This is a genomic window from Sphingomonas sp. 3P27F8 (assembly GCF_005502745.1).
Lineage (GTDB): Bacteria > Pseudomonadota > Alphaproteobacteria > Sphingomonadales > Sphingomonadaceae > Sphingomonas.
The window spans coordinates 56,220-81,176 of the sequence record NZ_SCNL01000009.1 but is presented as its reverse complement, the minus strand read 5'-3'; the positions used below and the strand labels follow the sequence as shown (position 1 = coordinate 81,176).

At 64.1% G+C, this 24,957-nt stretch carries 26 protein-coding genes; 22 read left to right on the top strand and 4 right to left on the bottom strand.

Annotation, left to right across the window (positions count from 1 at the left end; translation table 11 throughout):
- Positions 1-56 precede the first annotated feature (56 nt).
- The 9 genes from FFS35_RS12005 to FFS35_RS11965 all read left to right on the top strand — a co-directional run bounded on the left by FFS35_RS12005 (position 57) and on the right by FFS35_RS11965 (position 8,860).
- A complete protein-coding gene (locus FFS35_RS12005) occupies positions 57-1,073 on the top strand; it encodes an NADP-dependent oxidoreductase (RefSeq protein WP_137787334.1) in 1,017 nt (338 codons plus the stop codon).
- Positions 1,070-1,387 (top strand): hypothetical protein, encoded by a 318-nt coding sequence (locus tag FFS35_RS12000; RefSeq protein ID WP_137787333.1) that lies wholly within the window; start codon positions 1,070-1,072, stop codon positions 1,385-1,387. Before FFS35_RS12005 ends, FFS35_RS12000 begins: the two co-directional genes overlap by 4 nt.
- A 71-nt stretch (positions 1,388-1,458) precedes the next feature.
- Positions 1,459-2,889 (top strand): aromatic ring-hydroxylating dioxygenase subunit alpha, encoded by a 1,431-nt coding sequence (locus FFS35_RS11995; RefSeq protein ID WP_137787332.1) that lies wholly within the window; start codon positions 1,459-1,461, stop codon positions 2,887-2,889.
- 139 nt (positions 2,890-3,028) lie between these two features.
- A complete protein-coding gene (locus tag FFS35_RS11990; protein WP_171007610.1) occupies positions 3,029-4,393 on the top strand; it encodes an MFS transporter in 1,365 nt (454 codons plus the stop codon).
- 11 nt (positions 4,394-4,404) lie between these two features.
- A complete protein-coding gene (locus FFS35_RS11985; protein WP_137787330.1) occupies positions 4,405-5,949 on the top strand; it encodes an AMP-binding protein in 1,545 nt (514 codons plus the stop codon).
- A 16-nt stretch (positions 5,950-5,965) separates the two neighbouring features.
- A complete protein-coding gene (locus FFS35_RS11980; RefSeq protein ID WP_137787329.1) occupies positions 5,966-6,766 on the top strand; it encodes an SDR family oxidoreductase in 801 nt (266 codons plus the stop codon).
- Complete coding sequence (locus tag FFS35_RS11975; protein WP_137787328.1) at positions 6,763-7,320, top strand: VOC family protein; 558 nt, start codon at positions 6,763-6,765, stop codon at positions 7,318-7,320. The genes FFS35_RS11980 and FFS35_RS11975 overlap by 4 nt, the downstream gene beginning before the upstream one ends.
- The gene (locus FFS35_RS11970) at positions 7,320-8,102 is read left to right on the top strand and encodes a ThuA domain-containing protein (RefSeq protein WP_137787327.1); all 783 of its coding nucleotides are present in this window, start codon (positions 7,320-7,322) and stop codon (positions 8,100-8,102) included. The genes FFS35_RS11975 and FFS35_RS11970 overlap by 1 nt, the downstream gene beginning before the upstream one ends.
- Before the next feature lie 2 nt (positions 8,103-8,104).
- Entirely contained in the window at positions 8,105-8,860 is a 756-nt protein-coding gene (locus tag FFS35_RS11965; protein ID WP_137787326.1) for an SDR family oxidoreductase, read from the top strand.
- Positions 8,861-8,909: 49 nt separating this feature from the next.
- On the opposite strand, the gene FFS35_RS11960 is transcribed toward FFS35_RS11965, so the two are convergent.
- Positions 8,910-9,227, bottom strand: coding sequence for a 2Fe-2S iron-sulfur cluster-binding protein (locus FFS35_RS11960; protein WP_137787325.1), 318 nt, complete (start codon positions 9,225-9,227; stop codon positions 8,910-8,912).
- Between the two features lie 4 nt (positions 9,228-9,231).
- Complete coding sequence (locus FFS35_RS11955; RefSeq protein ID WP_137787324.1) at positions 9,232-10,236, bottom strand: NADP-dependent oxidoreductase; 1,005 nt, start codon at positions 10,234-10,236, stop codon at positions 9,232-9,234.
- 53 nt (positions 10,237-10,289) lie between these two features.
- On the opposite strand from FFS35_RS11955, the gene FFS35_RS11950 reads away from it, so the two are divergent.
- Genes FFS35_RS11950 through FFS35_RS11920 form a run of 7 tightly spaced genes read left to right on the top strand, consistent with a single transcriptional unit; the run spans position 10,290 to position 16,152 of the window.
- On the top strand, positions 10,290-11,048 hold the full coding sequence (locus FFS35_RS11950) for a 2-oxo acid dehydrogenase subunit E2 (protein WP_171007609.1): 759 nt from the start codon (positions 10,290-10,292) through the stop codon (positions 11,046-11,048).
- A gap of 10 nt (positions 11,049-11,058) precedes the next feature.
- The gene (locus FFS35_RS11945) at positions 11,059-12,267 is read left to right on the top strand and encodes an acyl-CoA dehydrogenase family protein (RefSeq protein ID WP_137787322.1); all 1,209 of its coding nucleotides are present in this window, start codon (positions 11,059-11,061) and stop codon (positions 12,265-12,267) included.
- Between the two features lie 18 nt (positions 12,268-12,285).
- Entirely contained in the window at positions 12,286-12,711 is a 426-nt protein-coding gene (locus FFS35_RS11940) for an OB-fold domain-containing protein (RefSeq protein WP_137787321.1), read from the top strand.
- A complete protein-coding gene (locus FFS35_RS11935; RefSeq protein ID WP_137787320.1) occupies positions 12,708-13,850 on the top strand; it encodes a thiolase family protein in 1,143 nt (380 codons plus the stop codon). Before FFS35_RS11940 ends, FFS35_RS11935 begins: the two co-directional genes overlap by 4 nt.
- 57 nt (positions 13,851-13,907) lie before the next feature.
- Entirely contained in the window at positions 13,908-14,894 is a 987-nt protein-coding gene (locus FFS35_RS11930) for a thiamine pyrophosphate-dependent dehydrogenase E1 component subunit alpha (protein ID WP_137787319.1), read from the top strand.
- Entirely contained in the window at positions 14,891-15,910 is a 1,020-nt protein-coding gene (locus FFS35_RS11925; RefSeq protein WP_137787318.1) for an alpha-ketoacid dehydrogenase subunit beta, read from the top strand. Before FFS35_RS11930 ends, FFS35_RS11925 begins: the two co-directional genes overlap by 4 nt.
- Positions 15,911-15,924: 14 nt before the next feature.
- On the top strand, positions 15,925-16,152 hold the full coding sequence (locus FFS35_RS11920) for a lipoyl domain-containing protein (protein WP_137787317.1): 228 nt from the start codon (positions 15,925-15,927) through the stop codon (positions 16,150-16,152).
- Between the two features lie 52 nt (positions 16,153-16,204).
- Here FFS35_RS11920 and FFS35_RS11915 read toward each other — a convergent pair whose 3' ends face one another.
- Positions 16,205-17,008, bottom strand: a complete 804-nt coding sequence (locus tag FFS35_RS11915) for a TetR/AcrR family transcriptional regulator (RefSeq protein WP_171007608.1) — start codon at positions 17,006-17,008, stop codon at positions 16,205-16,207.
- A 133-nt stretch (positions 17,009-17,141) separates the two neighbouring features.
- Between FFS35_RS11915 and FFS35_RS11910 the strand changes: the two genes are divergently transcribed.
- Genes FFS35_RS11910 through FFS35_RS11890 form a run of 5 tightly spaced genes read left to right on the top strand, consistent with a single transcriptional unit; the run spans position 17,142 to position 21,510 of the window.
- Positions 17,142-18,242, top strand: a complete 1,101-nt coding sequence (locus FFS35_RS11910; RefSeq protein ID WP_137787315.1) for an acyl-CoA dehydrogenase family protein — start codon at positions 17,142-17,144, stop codon at positions 18,240-18,242.
- 30 nt (positions 18,243-18,272) lie between these two features.
- Complete coding sequence (locus FFS35_RS11905; RefSeq protein ID WP_137787314.1) at positions 18,273-19,208, top strand: NmrA family NAD(P)-binding protein; 936 nt, start codon at positions 18,273-18,275, stop codon at positions 19,206-19,208.
- Positions 19,209-19,213: 5 nt separating this feature from the next.
- On the top strand, positions 19,214-19,618 hold the full coding sequence (locus FFS35_RS11900; RefSeq protein ID WP_137787313.1) for an MAPEG family protein: 405 nt from the start codon (positions 19,214-19,216) through the stop codon (positions 19,616-19,618).
- Between the two features lie 9 nt (positions 19,619-19,627).
- The gene (locus tag FFS35_RS11895) at positions 19,628-20,242 is read left to right on the top strand and encodes a glutathione S-transferase family protein (protein ID WP_137787312.1); all 615 of its coding nucleotides are present in this window, start codon (positions 19,628-19,630) and stop codon (positions 20,240-20,242) included.
- Positions 20,243-20,274: 32 nt separating this feature from the next.
- Positions 20,275-21,510: a cytochrome P450 gene (locus tag FFS35_RS11890; protein ID WP_249341597.1), complete on the top strand. Its 1,236-nt coding sequence runs from the start codon at positions 20,275-20,277 to the stop codon at positions 21,508-21,510.
- A 14-nt stretch (positions 21,511-21,524) separates the two neighbouring features.
- Here the strand turns inward: FFS35_RS11890 and FFS35_RS11885 are convergent, their stop codons facing one another.
- Positions 21,525-22,301 (bottom strand): TetR/AcrR family transcriptional regulator, encoded by a 777-nt coding sequence (locus tag FFS35_RS11885; RefSeq protein ID WP_137787310.1) that lies wholly within the window; start codon positions 22,299-22,301, stop codon positions 21,525-21,527.
- Between the two features lie 151 nt (positions 22,302-22,452).
- On the opposite strand from FFS35_RS11885, the gene FFS35_RS11880 reads away from it, so the two are divergent.
- On the top strand, positions 22,453-24,945 hold the full coding sequence (locus tag FFS35_RS11880) for a TonB-dependent receptor (protein ID WP_249341596.1): 2,493 nt from the start codon (positions 22,453-22,455) through the stop codon (positions 24,943-24,945).
- Positions 24,946-24,957 lie beyond the last annotated feature (12 nt).

Genomic DNA, 24,957 nt, shown 5'->3' with positions numbered 1-24,957 from the left:
TAAAGTTGTCGATCTTTTCCGCAAATCACGGCATTAGGTTGGCAAAAGGAGAGAGCATGAGCCGAATCAATCGCCGCTGGACGATCGCCGGGCGGCCTGCCGGGCGCGATGTGAACGAAAGTGACTTTGCACTTGCGGAGAGCGAGGTTCGGTCGCCGGGCGAGGGCGAGGTTCTCGTTCAGGTGGATATGCTGGCGTTCGAGCCCGCGATGAAAGGCTGGATGGAGAATATCGGCGGCTATGTCGCCCGCACCGAGATCGGCGACATGATGCGGGGATCGGGCATCGGCACCGTTCTGGAAAGCCGGACGCCGCATCTGAAGGTTGGCGAGAAGGTGCTGGGTCCGTTCGGTTGGCAGGAATATGCCACCTTGCCCGGCGATCAACTCCAGTCTCTGGAAGGCGAGGCCCATCCCTCCGCGCAGCTTGACGTGCTCGGCGTGGTCGGGCTCACCGCCTATTTCGGCATGAAGCATGTCGGGCGTCCGTTCCCCGGCGACACCGTGGTGGTGACGGGCGCGGCCGGCGGCGTCGGTGCGATCGTGGTCCAACTGGCGAAGATCGCTGGCTGCCGCGTGATCGGCATCGCTGGCGGAGCAGAGAAATGCGCGTTGCTGACCGGTGAACTCGGTGCCGACGCGGCGATCGACTATAAATCTCAGGATATCGGTGCTGAGCTGGCACGGCTGGCGCCCGATGGCGCGGATATCGTCTGGGACAATGTCGGCGGCATAATCCTGAATGATATCCTCGCCCATCTGGCACTCCACGCGCGCGTTGTGATCTGCGGCGGGATATCGCGCTCCAAGACCGGCGGGATGCCGGTCGGGCCGGCGAACTACTTCAATCTCGTGTTCAAGCGTGCGACGATGCAGGGCATCCTTCTCAATGACTACGAGGCGGAGTTTCCCGTCGCCCGCAAGCGCCTGTCAAACTGGCTGACCGATGGCCGACTGATCGCGCGCCAGGATATTCAGGAAGGGTTCGAGAACGCGCCGCGCACGCTGATGCGCCTGTTCTCGGGCGCGAACGTCGGCAAGCAATTGCTCAGGCTCACCGGGGAGGGGCAATGACGATCTACATGCAATCCACCCTCGAACTGCGGCCGGCCGATCTCACGCGGTTTCGCGCGACGATGATCGAGTTGGTCGCGATCGTCGAGGCGGAGGGGTGGCACCTGGTCGCGGCGATCGAGCAGATCACCGGGCGCCTCCACACCGCTATCGACGTTTGGCGGCTGCCGGATCTCGAATCATACCAGCGTGGCCTGGCCGCTTTGCGAAGTCATGCGCACTTCGCGGAAATGGCCACCGCGCTCGGCGCTGCGATAGAGCGCGAGACGGTAGTGCTCGGCGGGCGCGCCTCGTGGGTGCCGGAGGGTCGATAAGACTTGGCAAGATTGCAGATTGTGTTAGTTTCTAGCGAGAGAGGATGACGCAAAAGCGTCAGAGGTGATCCATGAACGTCCAGGCCAAAGAATTCCGCCCAGACCGTCACCCGGCTGAAACCTACGAGGAAATCCTCGAGCGGGATACGCGCCCTATTCCGGAGCATCTCCGCGAAGGCCCGGTTCCCGATATTGGCACCGACGCTATCCCGGTTGATCGCTATATCGACCCCGCTTTCGCCCGGCTGGAGGAAAAATACCTGTGGCCGCGCATCTGGCAGATGGCATGCCGCGAGGAGGAGATCCCCAACCCCGGCGACACACTCGTGTACGAAATCGCCGGGAAATCGCTGCTGGTCGTGCGACAGCAGGATGGCGCGATCCGTGCCTTTCACAATTCGTGCCTGCATCGCGGACGCAAACTGGCGACCCTGGGCGGCTGCAAGAACGAGTTCCGCTGCCCTTATCACGGCATCGCCTGGAACACTGACGGCAGTTTCAAGGACAATCCGATCTCGTGGGATTTCCCGCAATGGGAGGGCACGGACGTATCCTTGCCTGAGGCGCTCGTCGGCACCTGGGCGGGTTTCGTGTTCATCAACATGGATCGCAACGCCGTTCCGCTGGACGAGGTGCTCGGGCCGATCAAGGAGCATTTCGCACGGTACGAGAACGAGGATCGCTACATCCATTTCCACGTGCAGAAGATCGTGCCGTGTAACTGGAAAACGGCGGCTGAGGCGTTCATGGAAAGCCACCACGCGATCACCACGCATCCGCAGCTTCTGCCCTATCTGGCAGACGTGAATAGCCAGTACGATATCCTGTCGGACTATGTGACGCGGCAATTCTCCGCGCAGATGGTGCCCAGCCCGTTCAACCAGCGCGATTACAGCGAGGACGAGATTGTCGAAGCGCTGCTGGGCGTGGGCTCGCGATCGGCGGCTGGGGCCGGCGCCAAGCCGGGGGAGATGAAGGTGCCGGACGGTGAAACCGCACGGACTTTTATGGCTGAGGTCACCCGCAAGACGCTCTCCGCCGAGGATGGCCACGATTACAGCCACGCCTCCGACGCAGAGATGGTGGATGCGCTTCTTTACAATGTTTTCCCGCATATGAGCTTCTGGGCCGGGTTCATGCCGAACCTGACGTATCGCTGGCGGCCGAACGGGCACGATCACACGACCTCGATCATGGATATCTACATGCTCAAGCGCGTGCCCAAGGGTAAGCCGCGGCCAAAGCCATCGCCGGTGTTCGAGATCGGTGTCGACGAAAGCATGGTCGAACTGGCGCCGAACAGCGGAATGTCGGCGGGCCTCGCGGCGGTGTTCGAACAGGACATGAGCAATCTCCCGCACGTCCAGACGGGAATGGAGGCGTCGGCAACCGGCGTGCTGCACTTCGGCAAATATGCCGAGCTGCGCATCCGAAAGATGCAACAGATGCTCGATCAGGTGATGGCCGAAGGCATCGAGCAGGCTGCGGCCGCCGCGCGCTGACGCGGGCGATTTCGAAACGCCAGACACCGGCGACGCGCACCGCGGGTCGCCGGATGATTTGATGCATCCGGGCGAGAGGAGGGCGTGAGTTCGTGATTATCTGCCTGCTTTCCCGTTCCGCCACCGCGGGATCGCATCGGTGAGCGTCGTCGTCCTTCCGGGCGCCGATGTTGCGGCAATATCGGCGCATGGTTCGCAGGGCACCGTCTTTCACCGGTGGTATGTCTGCGGCTTTCTGACGCTGGCCTCAACCGTATCGGTTATCGACCGGCAGATCCTGTCGGTGATGATCGGGCCGATGAAGCGCGATCTCGGCATCAGCGACACGATGATGGGCCTGCTGGGCGGGCTGGCCTTCACCTGTTTCTATACGGTCCTGACGATCCCGATGGCATGGCTGGCGGATCGGGCGAATCGCCGCAGGATCATCGGGCTGGGTATCTTCTTCTGGAGCCTGGCCACGATGGCCTGCGGGTTTGCCACGAAGTTCACGCATCTATTCGTGGCGCGTGCGACCGTCGGGGTGGGCGAAGCCACGCTGTCTCCTGCCGCGATATCGATGTTATCTGATTATTTCGATCGCTCGCGGCTGCCGCTGGCGATGGGAATATTCGGCGCTGCGCCGTTCATCGGCCTCGGGCTTGCGAATCTGTTGGGCGGCGCGATCGTGAGCCATCTGGAGGCGCTGCCGCACATCGCGCTGCCCGTGTTTGGCCAGATGCGATCGTGGCAGGCGATGTTCGTCATAGTCGGTGCGCCCGGCTTGTTGTTGTCCGTCGCGACGTTGACGATCAAATCACCGCTGCGAAGCGGACGGCTCAAGACGGATGCCGCCGGAATGACGGTGGCGGAGGCGGCGCGGTTCTTCGCCGGACGCCGCCGGTTTCTCGCCTATCACTTCATTGGCTTCACCGCGCTGGCGATGCAGGGCTGGGCCTTGTTTTATTGGGTCGTGGAGTTCTTCCTGCGCGAACATGGTGCGGGCCGCGCGCAGGTCGGTTTCACCTTCGGTCTCATCGCGTTGCTGCTGGGGACCAGCGGGGGAATCTTTGCCGGCGAGGTCGCCGCGCGGATGATGCGCCTCGGGCGCACCGATGCGACGCTGCGGCTCGTGCTCGGCGCTACACTGTTGCTGATCCCGCTGGGTGTCGCCGCGTTCCTCGTGCCAGGTTACGCGCTGGCGATGACACTCGTCGCGGCGGCGGTATTCTTCATGGGCTGGCCCAACGGGCTGGGCGCGGCGGCGTTGCAGTTGATCGTGCCGAATGAGCTGCGCGGGCAGGTGATGGCGCTCTACTTCGTGATCGTGAATTTCCTCAGTTATTCGTTCGGGCCGCTGCTGGGCGGGCTCATCAGCGATCAGGTTTTCCACGGCCAGTCGCTTGGCGGCACGCTCGCGCTGATGGCTGCGGTAAATTATCCGATCGGCGCCTTCTGCATCTGGCGCTGCCTTTCACATTTCCGCACCGCGCTCGGCCAGGCCGAGGCGTGGCGCGCCGCCTGACAGGAGAGAAAATGTCGCTTGCCGCCGCAAACCGCGCCAAAATTCAGGGCAATGCGATGGCCGTGACCGACGGCCGGATGACGCTGACCTGGGCCGCGCTGGACCCGATCATGAACCGCGCGACCAACGCGCTGCTTGGCGAAGATTTCGGTGCAGGGCCACCACGCGCCGCGGTCTTTGCGCATAATTCGACCGAGATGGCGCTGGCTTATCTGGCGCTGCTTCACGCGGGTGTATCGGGCGTGCCGGCGAACTTCCACCTCACCGCCGAAGAACTCGCCTATATCCTGAAGGACAGCGGCGCACGGCTTCTGTTCGTCGGGCCGGAGACCGCCGAGGCGGGGCTCGCTGCGGCGAAGGCGGTGGGCATCGAACGGGTGATTGGCTGGCGCTGCGGCGAGATCGCGGGCCTGCACTCATGGGACGAGTGGCTGGCGGGCGCGAGCGGTGCGGAGCCGCCCACGCACATGCGGCCTTTGCCGTACATGCATTACACCTCGGGCACGACCGGCCGCCCAAAGGGCACGGAGACGCCCCCCAACATGTTCCCGCGCGAGGATGATGTTGCGCGGCTGTTCGCCGTGCTGGAGGAACAGGTTGCAGCGGGGGCGCCGGGGCCGGGGATTCTCGTTGGCCCGAACTACCATACCGGGCCGCTCGGCTCGATGCGTCAATTGGGTGGCGGACGACCTCTGGTCGTGATGCCGAGGTTCGATGCGGAGCAGATCCTGGTCAATATCGAGCGATACGGCGTCGCGACTTCCGTGATGGTGCCGACGCATTTTCAGCGTCTGCTGGCGCTGCCTGCGGAAGTGCGGGGGCGATATGATGTTTCCAGCCTCAAGCTGGTGTCGCACACCGGGGCGGCGTGCCCCGTCGATGTGAAGCATGCGATGATCGCTTGGTGGGGGCCGGTCCTGCTCGAAGCCTATGGTGCGACGGAGGCGGGATCGACCAACATGATCTCGTCGGAAGAATGGCTGCGCAAACCCGGTTCGGTCGGGAAAGCGATGCCGCCGTTCGAGATGGTGGTGATCGGCGAGGATGGTGAACAGCTCGGCCCGAACCAGATCGGCCAGCTCTATTTCCGCGATCCCACCGGGCGCGGCATCATCTATCACAACGATCCCGAGAAAACCGCTGCCGCGCACATCGCGCCCGGTGTCTTTACGCTTGGCGAGATCGGCTATGTCGATGACGAAGGCTATGTGTTCATCACCGACCGTTCGTCCGACATGATCGTTTCCGGCGGCGTCAACATCTACCCCGCCGAGATCGAACAGGTGCTGATCGCCCATCCCGGTGTCGAGGATGTGGCGGTGGTCGGTGTGCCCAGCGCCGATATGGGCGAGGAGGTCAAGGCACTAGTGGTCATGAAGCCAGGCAGCGCGGTTACGAGCGACGAGCTGTTCGCCTTCGCCCGCGAAAAGCTGGCCGGTTACAAGCGCCCGCGCAGCATCGATCTGGTGGACAGCGTCGGGCGCAACGCGATGGGAAAGGTCAACAAGCGCGAGTTGCGTCGGCCGTTCTGGCCGTCCGATCGCACGATCGGATAATATCGAGAGGAGAGGGATAATGAGGCTTCAGGGCAAGCGCGCGGTCGTGCTCGGCGCCGCCGGCAAGGACAATATGGGGCAGGTGATCGGCCACCGCCTGATCGCCGAGGGTGCCAGCGTGCTGGTCGCCGGGCGGAAGAAAGAATTCCTCGAGCAGTTCGTCGCCGCGCATCCGGGCAAGGCGTTCATGGCGACCTGCGACATCACCAGCAAGGCCGACAATGACGCGCTGGCTAAATCCGCGGTTGAGCAGATGGGCGGCGTAGATATCGCGATCAACGCCTCCGGCTGGGGCTTGCTGAAACCGTTCCTGGAAACAACCGCGGAGGAGTTGCAACAGATCGGCGACCTCCAGTTCAAAGGGCCTTTTCTGTTCTTCCAGTCGATGATCGAGGCGATGGGGAATGGTGGCTCGCTGATCCAGATTTCCTCCGCCACCGCAACGATCATGCTCAACGATCACGCGGCCTACATGGGGACGAAGGCGGGGACCGATCACGTCATCCGCTGTATCGCCAACGAGTTCGGCGATCGCGGGATCAAGGCGAATTCGATCTCTCCCGGCCTCACGGAAACGCCGATGACGGCGGCGAACGGCAAGACGCCCGGGCTGTGGGAAGCGTTCGTGCCAAGCTATCCGCTGGGGCGCGTCGGCACTTCCGACGATATCGCCGCAGCGGCCGTTTGGCTCTCCTCCGACGAGTGCTTCATGACCGGGCAGAACCTTCAGGTGAACGGCGGGCTCACGCTCCGTCGCAATCCGTGGAAGCACGAAATCCAGGCGTCGGTAATGGCAGCGATGCAGGCCGCGCAATGAGCGACCTGCGCGAAGGGCCGGGTGTGGGCGACAGCGTCGCTGCGCTCGGGCCGGTGATGCAGCTATCCTATTGCCCGGCGGACTATGATGCGGCGCTGGCGCATTGGGTGTCGCTCGGTGCCGGGCCGTTCTTCGAGAACCATCATGTGAGGCTGGAGGATGTGAAGTTCCGCGGCCAGCCTAGCGATATCGATTTCTCGATGGCGCTCGGTTATCTCGGCGACATCCAGATCGAGCTGATCCGGCAGCACAATGACGCGCCATCGATGTACACCGAATGGCGCGCGCAGGGCCGTGAGGGCGTCCAGCATATGTGCGTACTGGTCGATGATATCGACGAGGCACGCCGGCGTGTTGCGCAGCAGGGCGGCGTGGTGGTTCAGGAAGGCACGCTTCCCGGCGGCATCGGGGCCGTGATCTATGTCGATACGGGCGGCGGCCCTGGCACGGTGATGGAATATCTTCAGATCGGCGAGGCCGGAAAGCAGGGTTTTGCCATGATGCGCGCGGCGCATCGTGATTGGGATGGCACCGATCCGGTAAGGGGGCGATAATGGCCGAGGAACAGAAGCCTGACCAGCGGCGCATCGATTGCGTGCTGATCGCAGGCGGCAAATACCATGACATCGATTTCGCCCGGCTGGAGCTCCTCAAGCTGCTTGCCGAAGACGAACGGGTGCGAACGCGCGTGTTCGAGGATTTCGAATGTGTGGAGGCGATCGCGGCGTGCGACCTGCTGGTCAGCTACACCTGCGATGTCACGCCGAGCCTGCAAGCGCAGGAAGCGATCCGCGCCTTTGTCGCTGGGGGCGGCCGATATTATGCGCTGCACGGCACCAACTCCATTCTGCGCTTCCTGGAAAACGGCCTGGTCGATACACCGGATTGGGCGCCGCATTTCATGGAAACGCTCGGGTCCGCCTTCGCCTCGCATCCGCCGATCGAGCCGTTCAGGATCGAGATAGCCGATGCGACGCATCCGGTTTCCGCCGGGATCGAACCATTCGAGACGACCGACGAACTATATCTCAGCCGTCCGCGCGCTGATCTGCATGTCCTGCTCGATACCGAATTTGGCGGCGAGACGCCCGGCTTCGTGGATTCGACCTGGGCCAGGGCACGACATCCGGTCGTCTATCTTCGCCCGCTCGGCGATGGCGCGGTGCTCTACAACGCGCTGGGCCATTGCCGGGGGCATTATGATCTTCAGCCGCTGAGCGACTGGTGGCCCACCGTCGATCGCTGCTCCTGGGAACTTGACGTTTATTACGAGCTGCTGCGGCGCGGGCTCGATTGGGCGAAGGCGCCGGCCATCCAACGCATGAAGGGAGAATGAGCATGGACCTCGGACTTAAAGGCAAGAAGGTGATCCTGTCCGGTGGCAGCCGTGGGCTTGGCCGCGCCGCACTGGAAATCTTTGCGGCGGAGGGCGCCGATGTCGCTTTCTTCTCGCGCGATGCAGCCCAGGTGGCGGAGGCCAGGGCCGCGCTTGAGAAGCATGGTGGCAAGGTGATCGGGGACAGCCTGGACATGGCATCCGGCGGCTATCTCGACTGGCTGAAGAAGGCCGCCGAGGCGCTGGGCGGCGTGGATATCTTCGTCCACAACGTCAGCTCGTCCGGCGCCGGCGGAACGGGTGACTGGGACATGACCTTCCAATATGATCTGAAGGGCGCGGTCGAAGGTTGCCAGACGCTCGAGCCCTATCTGGAAAAGTCGGGCACGGGATCGGTCATCCTGATGTCGAGCACGGCCGCGTTCGAAACGTTCATCCAGCCGCAGGCGTTCAATGCGCTGAAGGCTGCGCTTATCACTTACGGCAAGCAGCTGAGCCAGGCATGGGGGCCGAAGGGCATCCGCGTGAACATGGTGTCGCCCGGCCCGATCAGGTTCGATGGCGGCAACTGGTCGAAGATCGAAGCGGGCATGCCGGACTTCTACAAGTCGACCGAGGCGCAGATGGCGCTTGGCCGGTTCGGCGGTGCGGAAGAGGTGGCGCGAACGGTCGTTTTCCTCGCCAGCCCCGCGTCGTCTTACACGACCGGGACCAATGTGGTGATCGATGGCGGCTACACAAAACGCGTGCAGTTCTGAGATATCGCTCCCCGCGCGTTGCGCGTGGGGAGCGACGCACCACGCTCTGTCAATCGATCGCCGGCACCCGAACTACCAGCCCGTCGAAAACCTGCTTCAGTTTCACCTGGCAGCCGAGGCGGGACGCCGTTTGCCGGTTATCCAGCATTTCGAGCAATTGCTCTTCCATCGAATTCGGCGGCCCGACGGTTTCAGTCCAGCCGGGATCAACGATCACATGGCATGTCGCGCACGCGCACGAGCCGCCGCATTCGGCCAATATGCCAGCCACGCCGCTGCGGACGGCGGCCTCCATCAACGTATATCCTTCGCGGCTGAACACCTTGTCCCGCGTGCCGTCCGGCTGGACGAATTCGATCGCGATCATTTGCTTACGATGGCTCCGCCACGTTGATGAGGAGCTTGCCCACATTGTCGCCCGCAAACAGCCGCATCAGCGTTTCAGGCGCGTTCTCGAGCCCGTCCACGACCTCGTCGCGCTGGATGATGCGTCCTTCTGCGAGCCAGCGTCTCAGCCGATCGCGGCCGATGTCCATATCGCCCTGGAAGTCGGACAGCAGGAAACCCTCCATGCGGGCGCTCTTGAACACGATGTTGAAATAATTGCCGGGGCCCGGTGGCCGCCCTTGCTGCTGATACCGCGCGATACCGCCGCAGATCACGATGCGTGCGCGGCGCGCGATCCGCGCCATCAGATCGTCCAGCATCGGGCCGCCGACATTGTCCCACAGAACGTCGATGCCGTCTGGTGCCAGCTCCTTGATGCGATGCTTCACCTTCTCCGACTTGTAGTCGATCGCATGGTCGAAGCCGAGCTCGTCGGTCAGCCAGCGGCATTTGTCCGGGCCGCCAGCGATGCCGATCACGCGGCAGCCCGCGATCTTGCCAAGCTGCCCGACGATTGATCCGACCGCGCCGGCTGCGCCCGTTATGACAAGTGTGTCCCCCGCGCGCGGCTCGCCGATGCGGGTGAGCCCGAAATAAGCGGTGAGCCCGCTCGATCCGAGCAGCCCCAGGTTGAGGCGCGGTGCATCCGGTTCGCGCGGAACGATGCGCATTCCCTTCGCGGGCACGATCATCTCATGTGACCATCCGAGCGAGCCCTGTATGAGGTCGCCCGGCGAAAAGCCCTCCGCCGCGCTTTCGACCACCTGCCCGATTCCCCCCGCCGGCATGATGTCGCCGATCTCGGTCGGCGCCGCATAGCCACCCGCATTCTCCATCCACCCCTTTTGCGCGGGATCGCAGGAGAGCATGAGCACCCGGACTTTCAATTCGCCCGGCGCTGGTTTCCGATCGAGGGGGGATTCGTCGCGCTCATAGTCATCGAGGCGCAGCGCCCGTCCGTTTGGGCGGGCGGCAATTCTCCAGCGCATGGCTTCTCCGAAAAAAGTTGATGCGTGATGCAAAATGTTGTGTAGCAAGAGTCATGGCGACGCAAGCACCGATCTCGATTCCGCCGCAGGACGATCCCAAGGCGGAGGCGCTTGAGCTTCTTGGCATCGCGCGCGGGCGTTACGATCTCGCGCCGCTCGATGGCGTGCGGCGGGTGGTGGCGAAACGGCTGACCGAGGCGGCGCGCGACATTCCCCACTTTCCGCTGGTCGCGCATATCGCGGCGCAGCCGCTGATAGATGCGAGAGCGGCTTATAACCCCGGTGATGCGGGCAAGGTTTCCGTAAACGACCTTTTGATTGCGGCTGTTGCGCAGGCGCTGGTCGCGGTGCCTGACGTGAATGCCAGCTTCACCGAGCATGGCATCGTCCGGCATCATCATGCCGATGTTGCCGTGGCGGTCGCTATTCCCGGTGGGCTTATCACGCCGATCGTGCGCGATGCCGAGACGAAGGCGGCGCGCGAAATCGCCCTTGAGGTGCGTGACCTTGCCGATCGAGCGCGACGTAAACGGCTGAAACCCGACGAATATAACGGCGGCAGCTTCTGCATATCGAATCTGGGCATGTATGGCGTGTCCAGCTTCGGATCGATCCTGAATCCGCCGCATGGCGCCATCCTGTCGGTTGGCGCGGTCGAGGATCGGGTGGTGCCGGTGGATGGTGCGCCCGGCGTCGCCAGGATGATGACCGTGACGCTCACCTGCGACCACCGCGTCATCGACGGAGCCACTGGCGCGCGCTGGCTGCAGGCGTTTGCAGCGCTAGTCGCCGATGCCGGCAACCTCAAGTGAGGATGTAGCGATGGATACCACGCCAACCCCCGACGATCTGCTTTTTGAAACCGAGGTACGCCAGTTCCTGGCCGAGAAATTCACGCCTGCGTTGCGCGCGGCGTCTGCGAAGCAGGCGGCCGTTTTCGCCGAAGGCGCATTGGCGCGCGAATGGCATCGCATCCTGTTCGAAAAGGGCTGGATCGCCCCCACCTGGCCGAAGGAATATGGCGGCCCGGGCTGGACGGCGATGCAGCGCTACATCTTCGATCGCGAATGCGGGCTTGCCGGCACGCCGACACTGCCCGCGATGGGGCTGGCATTATGCGGCCCGGTCATCATGGAGTTCGGCACGCAGGAGCAGAAGGATTTCTTCCTGCCGAAGATGCTGTCGGGCGAACATTACTGGTGCCAGGGTTACTCTGAACCCGGCGCCGGTTCCGACCTCGCGTCGCTGAAGACGCGCGCTGAGCGCGACGGCGACGACTATGTCATAAACGGCACCAAGATCTGGACGACGCACGCGCACGAGGCGAACTGGATTTTCCTGCTGGTGCGTACCGGGCGGGAAGGGCCGCGGCAGGCGGGGATCAGCTTCCTGCTCGCACCGATCGATTCGCCTGGCCTCACCGTTACGCCGATCGTCTCGATGTCGGGCGAGCACGAGGTGAATCAGGTGTTTCTCGATAATGTCCGCGTGCCGGTCGGCAACCGGATCGGCGCGGAAGGTGAAGGGTGGACGATCGCCAAATACCTTCTCACGTTCGAGCGCGGCGGCGGCTCTGCTGCCGGCCGCCTCAATGCGCAGCTTGCCAGCCTCAAACGGATCGCGCGCAGCGAGCCCGACGACGATGGCGGCGTGCTGTGGGACAATGCCGATTTCCGGCATCGCATCATGCGGCTCGAAACCGAGATACTCGCGATCGACTGGACGGAACGGCGCCAGATCGCGAGCCGTGGCACGGGTGAGATCACCAGCAACGTCACCGCATCGATCCTGAAACTCACGGTGAGCGAGGCGATCCAGCGGCTGGCGCAACTTACCTCCGAGGCGCTCGGGCCATATGCGGCGGTGGATCAGCGCCACGCGCTCGGCATGGGCGCGAACGAGGATGTGGTCGGGCCCGCCTACGCGCTGACGCCAACCGCCCGTTACCTCAACACCCGGGCGGCGACGATCTTCGGCGGGTCCAGCGAGGTTCAGCGCAACATCATCGCCAAGGCGGGCCTCGGGCTCTGAGGGTTTGGGAGAGAGACAATGGCACGGCCAGTAGCTGAGAAGCTGTTCACCGGCGAGGGGGCCGAAACGCGGCTGCTGGCGGGCAGATCGCGGGAAACCGGGCGGCTGCGCTTCCCGATGCCGGCGGGGGCTGATGCGGAAGAGTATGAAGCGGTGGAACTGGCGCAGGAGGGCAGGCTCTGGTCATACACGATCCAGCGCTTCCGCCCGAAGACCCCGTTCAACGGCGACGGCGATGAGCAGAATTTCAAGCCATATGGCGTCGGCTATATCGAGCTGCCCGGGCAGTTGATCGTCGAATCCCGCCTCGTCGGCAACGATCTGGAGAGCCTCACGATCGGCGAGACGATGCGCATCACCACCGAAGCCTATCGCACCGATGAGAGCGGCGAGCCGGTGCTCACTTATGCTTTCGCGGCCGTCAGGGAAGGAAAAGCGGCATGACCGACGTACATATAATCGGCGCAGGCATTCACCCGTTCGGGCGGACGGACAGCCGCAGCGGGCGCGAACAGGGCATCTTCGCGATCCGTCAGGCGCTCGCCGATGTCGGCCTGGAGTGGGAGGACATGCAGTTCGCCTATGGCGGCTCTTCCGCCGCCGGCGCCGCCGATGCGGTGCTGCCGCACCTCGGACTTACCGGAATCCCGTTCATCAACGTCAACAACGGCTGCGCGACCGGTGGCTCGGCGCTGCTTTCGGGTTATTCCACGATCAAGTCCGGCGAGTTCGACATCGGCATCGTGGTGGGTTTCGACAAGCATCCGCGGGGCGCTTTCAACGCCGATCCCGAGGCATCCGGCCTGCCGCGCTGGTATGGCGAGACGGGCATGATGCTGACGACGCAGTTCTTCGCCAACAAGATCACGCGCTACATGGCGCTCCACGGCATCAGCGCGACGACGCTTGGGCGCGTCGCTGAAAAGGCGTTCGAGAACGGCGCCAGGACACCGCATGCGTGGCGCCGCTCCCCGGTCGATCTCGATACGATCATGAACGCGCCGATGATTTCCGATCCGCTCACCAAATACATGTTCTGCTCGCCCGCGGAGGGCGGCACCGCGCTGATCCTCGCTTCCGACAGGAAGATGCGCGAGCTTGGTCTCAGCGGGCCGAAGGTGCGCGGCGCCGCGATCCGCACGCGGCCGGTCGGCAGCTTCGAGGTGTTCGCCCCATCACTTGAGATCGAGCGCGGAAAATCGGCGGTCGAGCTGGCCTCTGCCGCGACGTGGAAGATGGCGGGGCTGGGGCCGGAGGATGTCGATGTCGCCCAGCTTCAGGATACCGAGAGCGGCGCCGAGATCATGCACATGGCCGAGAACGGTTTCTGCCAGGATGGCGAGCAGGAGCGGATGATCGCCGATGGCGAGACCCGGATCGGTGGCCGCTTGCCGGTCAATACGGATGGCGGCTGCCTTGCGTGCGGCGAGCCGATCGGTGCGTCCGGGCTTCGGCAGGTATATGAAAATGTGGAGCAATTGCGCGGCCGCGGCGGCGAACGTCAGGTGGAAGGTGCACGGATCGGCTACAGCCAGGTCTATGGCGCGCCGGGCCTGTCGGGCTGTGTGCTGCTGGAAGCCTAGTCCACGGATCACGAGCGTTCGACGACGATTACAGCAATATCCTCAAGGAGGGGAAGAATGACCGGTTCGACATCGGCCCCGGGCCGCGAAACGCTGCTCGATATCTATCGCCGCACGATGCTGATCCATCGCAGCGACGAACGCTTTCGCGCCCTGCTGACACAGGGCAAGCTCGCGATCGTCTATTATCCCGTCCGCGGTCAGGAAGTGGTTTCCGCCGGGATGATGGCTGCGCTGAACTCGGACGATTATCTAATCACCACCTATCGCGGCGTGGCGGACCAGCTCGCCAAGGGTATTCCGTCAAAGCTGCTGTGGGCCGAGTTCACCGGCCGCGCGACGGGAACGTGCAAAGGCAAGGGCGGCCCGATGCACATAACCCACCCGGAAACGGGGGTTATGGTGACGACGGGTGTCGTCGGCTCCGGCCTGCCGATCGCCAACGGCCTTGCGATCTCGTCGCAGAACCGCGGCGACGGCAAGGTAACGGTCGTATGCTTCGGAGACGGCGCGTCGAACATCGGCGCTTTCCATGAAGCGATGAACATGGCGCAGCTTTACAAGCTGCCGGTCATTTTCCTGTGTTCGAATAACAAGTATGGCGAACACACCGCGTTCGCGGCGCATACCGACAGCGAGTCGATCGTCAGCCGCGCCGCCGGTTATGGAATGCGCGGCGTGCAATGCGACGGCAATGATCCGGTCGACATGTATAATACCGCGAAGGAAGCGGTCGATCGTGCGCGGCGCGGCGAAGGCCCGACGCTGATCGAGGCGATGACGTTCCGCATGCTCGGGCATCTGTTCGGCGCGGATTTCAGTTACGTGCCGAAGGAAATCGCGGAACAGGGGGCGAAGGAGGATCCGATACCCCGTTTCCGCCAGCTGCTGCTCGATACGCACGTGTCGGAAAGCGAGCTCGACGCGATCGTCGCCGACATCGAGAAGGAGATCGATGAGGCTGTCGAATTCGCCCTCGCGAGCCCATTCCCCGAAGTGGACGAACTGCGCGTCGACGTCGTCAAGCAGGAGATCGCGGCATGAACGCGGAAACGGCCGTGAAGGCGAGCAAGATCAATTTCATTCAGGGTCTCCACCAGGCGCTGGACGAGGCGATGGCGGCGGATGAGAATGTCATCGCGCTGGGCGAGGATATCGGTGACGCACAGGGCGGCGGCATCTTCAAGGTGACGAAGGGGCTGACCGAGAAATACGGCAGGAACCGCATCCGCTCCACCCCGATTTCCGAGCAGGCGATCATCGGCGCGGCTGTCGGTGCGGCGATCGTCGGCATGCGTCCGGTCGCCGAGATCATGCTGATGAACTTCGTGACGGTGGCGATGGACCAGATCGTCAACCACGCCGCGAAGCTGCGCTTCATGTCCGGCGGGCAAACCAACGTGCCGCTCGTCATCCGCACCACCACCGGTGCGGGCGTCGGCTTTGGCGGGCAGCATTCCGATATGCTCGAGGCGTGGTTCGCGCACGTGCCGGGCCTGAAGATCGTGATGGCGTCCAACCCCGCCGATGCGAAAGGGCTGCTCGCCTCCGCGATCGAGGATGACGATCCCGTCATCATGATCGAAAATATCATGGCCTATGGTCAGATGGGGCCGGCGCCCGAAGCGGGCTATCGCGTTCCGCTGGGCAAGGCGGCGATCGCGCGCGAGGGCAGCGACGTATCGATCATCGCTTATGGGCGCGCGGTGCTCGATGCGCTTGCGGTGGCCGAGAAGCTGGCGGGCGAAGGCGTCTCGGCGGAGGTGATCGACCTTCGCACGATCGCGCCGTTCGACGAGGCGACGGTGTTCGCTTCGGTCGGCAAGACGCGGCGCGCCGTGGTGGTCCATGAGGCGGTGAAAGCCTATGGCACCGGTGCGGAGATCGCGTCACGGATCACCGAGGAACTGTGGGATACGCTGAAGGCGCCTGTCGGCAGGGTCGGCTCGACCTACTCGCCGGTGCCTTTCTCGCCGCCGCTCGAAAAGGCGTGGATCTACAGCCAGGATCAGATCGCCGCCGCGGTGCGCGGCACGATCGACCGCCGCGCGCGCGGCTGACCGGGGGAATACAGATGGCAGATATTTCGATTCCGAAGCTCGGCATGAGCATGACCGAGGCGACGCTGGTGGAATGGCTCGTCGCGGATGGCGGCGAAGTTGCGGAAGGGCAGGATCTCTACGCGATCGAAACCGACAAGAGCGTGCAGGAGGTGCAGTCGCCCGTATCGGGCAAGCTCCGCATCATCGCCGCGGCGGGCGAAGTGTATGAGGTCGGCCACCTGATCGCGACGGTGGATTGATCGCACGAGCGCCGGCGCCGCGGCATCGGCCCACCGCCGATCCCGGAAAATGTCACTCGGCGGCGCGCGGCGCGCGGCGGCGCGGCTTGGCAGCCGTCACAATCTCCTCGTTATCCGCGGCGCGCGTTCGGGCGGGCGGGTCAGCGATGGGGCTTGCGAAGCTGGTCGTGTCGCCGGTCCGCTTGATCTCGTCGAGGTAATGCGCGGCCTCGTCAGCCAGCGCGCCGCGCACCGCACCGATGATGAGCAGCAGCATGTTTTCCGCAAGACGCGGAAGATACTCCTCGTCGGTAAGGCGGGAGAGGCACCAGTCGTTGATGGTCGAATATTCAACGTTTGCAAGGCTGTGGTTGAAATGGTCGATCTCGATCCACGGATTGATGCTGGCGGCATTGTGCGAGAGCCAGTCGCCGTTGCCGCGCAACGCCATGTCCTGCAGCGTCTGCCAGACGTCGCGCGGGGTGGTGGGTGCGAAATAAATCGCGCAGACCGCCTTGGTATAATTGCGCACGCGAAAGTTGCGGCGGTTGATCGCGATCGTCCGGCTGAGCAGCCCGGACAGTGACGCCGGATCCGAGCCGGACCGTACATAGGCACTGAATTCGTCGAACGCCTCGCGGATAGCAAAGGCGATCAGCCGATCCTTGTTCTGGAAAGCGTTGTAGAGCGTGCGCTGCGCAACCCCGGCGCGCTGGCACAGCTTGCGGATCGAAAAGCCCTCCAATCCGTCTTCGGCGATCATGTGGCGCGCTTCCTTGAGCAGCCGCCGCCGCCGCGCGATGATCATCGGGCTGAAATAAAGCAGGGGCTTTTCAGGATGAGGTGCCAGTTCGCCCCGTCCGAATTTCGCAGCCATCCCCCGCTTCGCCTCCCGATGTCCCTGCGCCGAGAGTGGCGCAGCGAAGGCGTTGGCGCAACTGGCAATCATCGCCTCTTGATTGATGGGGAGCTTTACGTAAAAGTAGCGCGCAAATTACTTTTGGGGCGACATGGACTTCTCTCTCTCCGACGAGCAGCGGCTGCTGCGCGAATCGCTCGCCGGTTATCTTGCCCGCGGCTATGATTTCGACGCGCGTCGCGCGGCGGCGCAGAACGGCGGCTGGCGCGCGGAGGTGTGGCGCAGGTTCGCCGACGAGCTCGGGCTGTTCGGCGCATCGCTTGGCGAGGAGGCCGGGGGCCTGGGCGGCGGCCCCGTCGAGACGATGGTGATCGCGGAGGAGCTGGGCCGCGCGCTGGTAATGGAGCCTTACATCGAGAGCATCGTCGTCGCGACGGCATTGCTGCGCGATGAGCGCGGTGCGGCCGAGCCGCTACGCGCGGCCATCGTGGCGGGCGATGCGATCGTTGCGCCGGCGCTCTATGAGGCGAAGGGCAGGTCGAGCCCCGGCCTGGTGGCTGCCACCGCATCCAGTTCGGGCGATGGGTCGAGGCTGCACGGCACGAAGGTGGTGGTGGCAGCCGCGCCGATCGCCACGCATTTTCTGGTATCGGCACAGGAGGAAGGCGGTGTCTCGCTGTTCCTGGTCGATGCCCATGCCGAAGGTATCGAGCGGCGCGATTATCAATTGATCGATGGTCGCCCGGCATCCGATCTGGCGTTCGCCGCGGTCCCGGCTACGCGGATCGGCGCGGCGGGCGGGGCGATGCCACGCATCGAGCAGGCGATCGACGAGGGTATCGCTGCGCTCGCCGCCGAAGCGGTCGGCGTGATCGATGCGATGATTGTGCGGACGGTGGACTATACGAAGCAGCGCGAGCAATTCGGCGTCGCGATCGCCAGCTTTCAGGCGCTCCAGCATCGCATGGCGGATATGCTGACGCTGCTGGAACGGTCGCGCTCGATGGCGATCATGGCAACGCTGGCGCTGGATACGCCGGCCCCGGAGCGGCGACGCGCGGTATCGGCGGCGAAGGCGTTCATCAGCCACGCGCTCAAGACCGTCGGCGAGAGCGCGATCCAGCTTCACGGCGGCATCGGCACGACCGAGGAGATCGCCATTTCCCACTATTTCAAGCGCGCCACCACGATGCAGAGCCAGTTCGGCACGGCCGCATGGCACCTCGAGCGGATGGCGCGGGACGACCAGTAAGAACGACAATAATAAAACGAGGAGAGATCAATGCGAACGGTAGCGGTGATCGGCGCGAGCGGCCGGCAAGGTGGCGCGCAGGTACGGCAATTGAGCAAGGCCGGATTTGCCGTGAAGGCGCTCTCGCGCAGCGACGATCCTTTCTATGGCGAGGAGAAGCCCGCGAACGTCGAGGTGGTCGCGGCGGACCTTTACGATCACGATTCGCTGGTCAGGGCGTTCGATGGTGCGGAAGGGGTGTTTCACACGCACCCGCTGCGCGCGCGCGCCGATCGTGCGGCGATCGCCGGTGCGGTCGGCAAGGCGGCCAAGGAAGCGGGTGTGAAGCGCGTCGTGTGGAACACGTCCAGCTGGATTCCCGATCGCCCGGGCGATGCGTTCACCTATGCCGGCAACACGGAGGGGATCAACGCGCTGTGGCGTTCGGGCGTGGGCGCCACGGTGTTCGGATCAGTGCTGTTCATGGACAACCTGCTGACGAACTGGGCACGCCCGTTCATCGTCAACGAGGGGCGCTTCGTTTATGCGCACAAGCCGACCACCGAGGCGAACTGGATCAGCCTGGACGATGTGGCGCGGATCATGATCCACTCGCTCGATCGCCCGGATATGGAAGGCGCGTGGATGAATATCGGCGGGCCGGAGCGGCTGCGCCCCGGCCAGCTTGCCGATTCGCTGTCCAGCGTGCTGGGGCGCGAAATCCGGTATGACGCCTGTTCACCGGCCGAGTTCGGCCGTCATCTCGTCAATGCTTATGGGGACGAGATGGGGCCCGAGGAGGGCGAGGTGATGGCGAAGGGCATCGGCGACTTCTACGAATATAACGTCAATGCGCCGACGCGCCCGTTCGAGGTGGACACCGATGAGATGCTGCGGCGCATCCCGATCGAGCTGGAAACCTTCGCCGATTGGGCAAAGCGTCAGGACTGGCGCAACACCAACGGCAAGCGCCCCCCGGCGGGTTGAGCGGGATGCTGTCGCCAGATTACTGGTGGGTCACATTGGTCAGCGGCTTCGCGCTGCTGACCTATTATTTCACGCTGCTGATCGCGGGCGTGGCGCGGGTGCGTTTCAAGGTGCCAGCGCCCTCGCATGACGGGCCGGAGGACTATGTCCGCCGCGTCCGTGCGCATCAGAATACGCTGGAGCATCTGGCGCTTTTCCTGCCGGGCATGTGGCTGTTCGCGCTGACCGTTTCGCCGGTGTGGGCGGCGGCGGTCGGCGCGGTCTGGCCGCCGGCGCGGCTTGCCTATGCGATGGGATACCACCGTGCGGCGGAGAAGCGCCGCATCGGCATCTATATCAGCATGCCGCCGATCTACATTTTCGTGCTGGGCACGATCATCGCATCGATCGTACATCTGCTGCGACAATAGGAGAGAGACATGATCCTGTACGATTCGGTCGGGCCCAACCCGCGCGTGGTATCCATGTTCATTGCCGAAAAGGGCATGGAGATCGAGCGCCGCTCCGTTGACATCATGGCCGGCGAGAACCGGCAGGATGCCTACAGGCGCGTCAACCCCGGCGGCACGACGCCCGCACTGGAGCTCGACGACGGCGCGATGCTGTCCGAGACGGTCGCGATCTGCGAATATCTCGAGGAGAAGCAGCCGCAGCCGGCTCTGATCGGCACCACGCCGGAGGAGCGCGCGCACACGCGTATGTGGGTGCGGCGCATCGATTTGAGGGTGGCGGAGCCGATGACGACCGGGTTCCGCGGCGCGGAGGGGCGGCCGATGTTCGAGCCGCGCGTGCGCGTGGTTTCCAGCGCCGCCGCGCCCGATCTGAAGGAAATCGCCGCAGACGGCCTGGCATGGATCGACGGGGAACTGGGCGAGCGCGAGTGGATCGTGGGCGACCGCTTCACGCTGGCTGACATTCTGCTGTTCTCGTTCGTGGAGTTCGGCGCGCTGGTCGGCCAGCCGCTGCGCGAGGATCTCCACAGGCTGGCGGCATGGCGCGCCCGGGTTGCGGCACGGCCGAGCGCGCAGGGCTGAGCCGCGCAATTATCCGAGGGGAGGGGCGAGTGGTGACGACAGCCGGGACATTGCCGGAATTCTTCGATCCCGATATGCTGGAGGAGCCGTTCGCCTGGTATCAGGAGGCGCTCGCGCGCGGCCCGGTCGCCACGGCGGGCGGGGGCACGGTTCACCTGCTCCTCTCGCACAAGATCGTGTCGGAGGCGGCGGGGCGGCCCGATGAGCTCTCCAGCGATTTCGGCGCGATGATGCGGGGCGCGCGCGCCGACGACGCGCAGATCGCGGCGATCGAGGCGGATGGATGGCCGCAGGTCGATACGATGCTTACCGCCGACCCGCCCGTGCACACGCGGTTTCGCAAGCTGGTGAACCTGGCGTTCTCGATGCCGCGCGTGAACGCGATGGAGGATGAGATCCGCGGTGTGGTGGGCGGATTGCTCGATTCGCTCGCCGGGCGCGAGTCGATCGAGATCGTTCACGATTTCGCGGTCCCGCTACCGGTCGCGGTGATCGCCGCCCAGATCGGAATGAACCGCGACGAGGCCGCGAACGTGAAGCGCTGGTCGGACGCGTTCGCGGACCGGCTGGGCGGCATGGCGACGCGGGAGCGGGAGCTGGAATGCGCGCATCTCGTGGTGGAATTCCAGCAGCAGGTTAAGCGGCTGATCGATGCGCGGCGCGACGGCAACGGGCCGAACGACCTGCTCGGCGCGATCGTCAACGCGACGATCGAGGGCGAGCGACCGCTGGACGATGCCGAGATTCTCTCGGTCGTCCAGCAGCTGATGGTCGCCGGCAACGAGACGACCACCTCGACGATCGCCGGCGGCCTGCTGCTGCTGATCCGAAACCCGGAGCAGGAGGCGAAGGTGCGCGCGGATCGCTCGCTCATCCCGAATATGGTCGAAGAGATGCTGCGTCTCCTGTCGCCGACCGCCGGGCTGTGGCGCGTCGCCGCGAAAGACACGATGGTTGGCGACGTCGCGGTCAAGCGCGGCGAAATGGTGATGCTGCGCTTCGCGGCGGCGAACCGCGATCCGGCGGTTTTCCCCGAGCCGGACCGCTTCGATGTGGAGCGGAAGAATGCGCGCAGCCATCTGGCCTTCGGGCGCGGCATCCACATGTGCGTCGGCAACATGCTCGCCCGCAAGGAGCTGGCGGTGACGTTCGAGGAATTGTTCGCGCGCTACGACCGCTTCGAGCTGACGGAGGGAGCGAACGATTTTCGCCATGTGCCGAACCGGCTGCTGCGCGGGCTGGCGGCGCTGCATGTGCGGCTGCGATAGCAGGCGTCGCCGCGTTATTTCGCCGCCGCGTCGCCCGGCGCAGCCGCTTCGGCCGCCGCGGGTTGCGGCACCCAGACCATGTTGGGGAACTTCGGCACCTCGCCGGAACGACGCAGATCGATCAGGAACACTTCGGCTTCGTCGCGCACGGCGCCCTGCACGGCGCCGATCAGCAGCAGCAGCATGCTTTCGGCAAGCCGGGAGAGATACTGCTCGTCGGAAAGGCGGCCGAGGCACCAGTCGTTGATGACCGAATATTGCACGTTCGCCATCGTCGTCGCGAAGTGATTGATATCCACCCACGGCCGCAATTCGCCACGGCTTTGCATCACGACCAACCACTCGTGGATCGCGTTGACCGACATGTCGCGCAGCGTTTCCCACACGTCGCGCGGTGTCGTGGGCGCGAAATAGATCGACACCACCGCCCGCGTGTAATTTCGCACGCGGAAGTTGCGGCGGTTGATCGCGATCGTGCGGTCGAGCACGCCCGGCAGCGTGTTGGCGTCCGTCCGGTAACGGACGTTGAGGTTGAATTCGTCATACGCCTCGCGAATGGCGAGCGCGATCACCCGATCCTTGTTGTGAAACGCATTATATAACGTGCGCTGGGCAACCTCGGCGCGCTGGCACAGGCGGCGCACGCTGAAATTCTCGACACCGCCTTCGCCGATCATCTGCCGCGCCTCACGCAGCAGCCGTCGCCGCCGTTCTATGATGAGCGGGCTCGAATAGAGCAGTGGCTTGTCGGGGTGCGCGTCGAGCGCGCCGCGGGTTTCCGTTTGCGGCATGCACCATCTCTGCCCTGCGCGCGCGGTTTTGTCCACTGGCGACTAAAATGAATACGCAATGCAAAAAGATTGCACCCGGCCCAAAATTTGATACATGACTTCAGCGCGCAAAAATGCGGCTGCCCACGAGGCACTGTGTGGAGGAGATGGGATGAAGGCGTTTGCTCGGTCGCGGGCCTGCTGGCTCGCAGGAACCATGTTCACCTGCCTGGCGACGCCGGCGAACGCGCAGGAAACAGCGCCGCCCGCCACCGCCACCGCGAGCGCGGCCACAAGCGCGCCGCAGGTCGGCGGCCTCGAGGATGTCGTCGTCACGGCGCGCCGCCGCGCGGAGAGCGTGCAGGACATTCCGGTTTCCGTTCAGGCGATCAGCAGCGAGCAGATTCAGAAGCGCGACCTGACCAGCCTGGAGAAGATCGCCGCTTCCACCCCGCAATTCACCGTCGCGCGCGCCTCGAACGGCGCGGGAGCGCAGCTTACGATGCGCGGCATCGGCTCGTCCGCCACGTCGATCGGCATCGAACAGTCGGTCGCGGTCGTGGTGGATGGCGTCTATTACGGGCAGGGCCGGATCATCAACGAGGGCTTCTTCGATCTCGCGCGCGTTGAGGTGCTGAAGGGCCCGCAGTCGCTGTTCTTCGGCAAGAATGCCACCGCCGGCGTGATTTCGCTGAGCACCGCCGATCCCGGGGACAAGCCCGAATTAATCGGTCGCGTCGGCTATGAGTTCAACGCGCAGCAGGTCTATGGCGAGGCGATCATCTCGACGCCGATCAGCGACAACGCGGGCCTGCGCGTCGCGATCCGCGCGTCGCGGATGTTCGGCGGTTACTATACCAACGACGCCGCCACCGCGACCTACAACACGACCAATTCCGCCAATTTCGTCACGACGCCGCGCACCGCCGAGCCCGCCGCGCGCGACGAACCGCGCGAGCGCGAACTGATCGGCCGTGTCACGCTCAAGTGGGATCCGACCGACCGCCTCTCGATCAATCTCAAGGCGTCCGGCTCGTTCAACTACACGCTCGGCAACGGCTGGAACTATTCAGCGGTGCGATGCGAGGGTGGGGTGCAGACGGCGAATCCGGCCTATCCGTGCAACGGCGGGTTCACGATCTTCCAGAACAAGCTGCCGGCCGCGCTGGCGCAGACGCTGCCGTTCGCGCGCAGCGACGGCCAGCTCTACAATCGCTATACCTCGTGGCAGACGACGGGCACGGTCAACTACAAGCTCGACAATGCGACGCTGACCTCGGTCACGAACTACAACTGGAACAACAATCGTTTCACCTGCGATTGCGATTTCCTGGGCGGCAACGTGTGGGCGACGGAGAATTCCACCTATCACGCGTTCAGCGAGGAAGTGCGCGGGCTGACGACGTTCGATGGCCCGTTCAACATCATGCTGGGCGGTCTTTACCAGAAAACGCGGCGTGATTTCTATCAGGCGGTGGTGTTCGCCGGCTCGGAGAATACCAACGCCGCGACGCAGAACACCTTCATTTCCTACGCCAAACTCTCCGCCACCGACGGTGAGACCTTGTCGGGTTACGGGCAGCTGATTCTGAAGCTCATTCCCGGCCTGGAGGGGACGGCGGGCGTGCGCTACACGCATGAAACCAAGACCAGCTTTTTCACCCAGCCTTATGTGAACCCGTTCCTCACCACGCTTTTCCGGCCGCAATCGGCGGCGGTGGACGGCACGCTTTATGGCAACCAGACGTTCAACGACTGGTCGCCGGATTTCACGGTGAGCTACAAGCCAAGCTCGAAGATCATGATCTATGGCGCGTACAAGACCGCGTACAAATCGGGCGGCTTCTCGAACAGCGCGATCAACTCCGCGCTCGTCACCAATAATCCCTCCCGCGATCTTGCGTTCAACCCGGAGAAGGGCAAGGGCTTCGAGGTCGGCATAAAGACCACGCTGGCGGATAATCAGGTGCGCTTCAACGTCACGGCGTACGACTATAAATATACCAATCTTCAGATCGATTATTTCAACGCGCAGGTATTCTCTTACGTCACCTATAACGCGGGCGAAGCACGCTCGAAGGGCATCGAGACGGAGCTTGAATATGCGCCGCTCTCCATGCCGGGGCTGTCGTTCCACGGCACCGTCAACTACAACCGCTCGCGCTACGATAAATTCCTGGCGCCCTGCTATTCGGGCCAGAGCCCGACGGATGGCTGTTCGCTGACGGCCGCCGGCGTCGCGCCCGGCGCAGGCGTTGCGGCGACGTTCCAGAATCTGAGTGGCGCGCCGACCGCGAACGCGCCTGAGTGGACCGCGACGCTCGGCGCCGCCTATGACACGACCACCGCGAGCGGCTTGAAGGTCGGCGGCAGCATCGATGGCCGCTATTCCTCCTCCTATCTCGGCTCCAGCTTCGGCGACGGCCGGACGCGGCAGGATGCGTATGCCGTGCTGGATGCCGGTGTGCGGGTCGGCTCGGCCGACGAGCGCTGGGAACTGGCGCTGATCGGCAAGAACCTCACCAACAAATTCTATTTCGTCGGCGCGGGGACGGCGCCGCTGACCGGGGCGAACACCGGCCTGCCGACGGCGGTGCCCGGTGATATCATCGGCTACGGCGCGTTCCCGCGCACGGTTAAGCTTCAACTGACGGTGAAATACTGATAAAGATAGCGC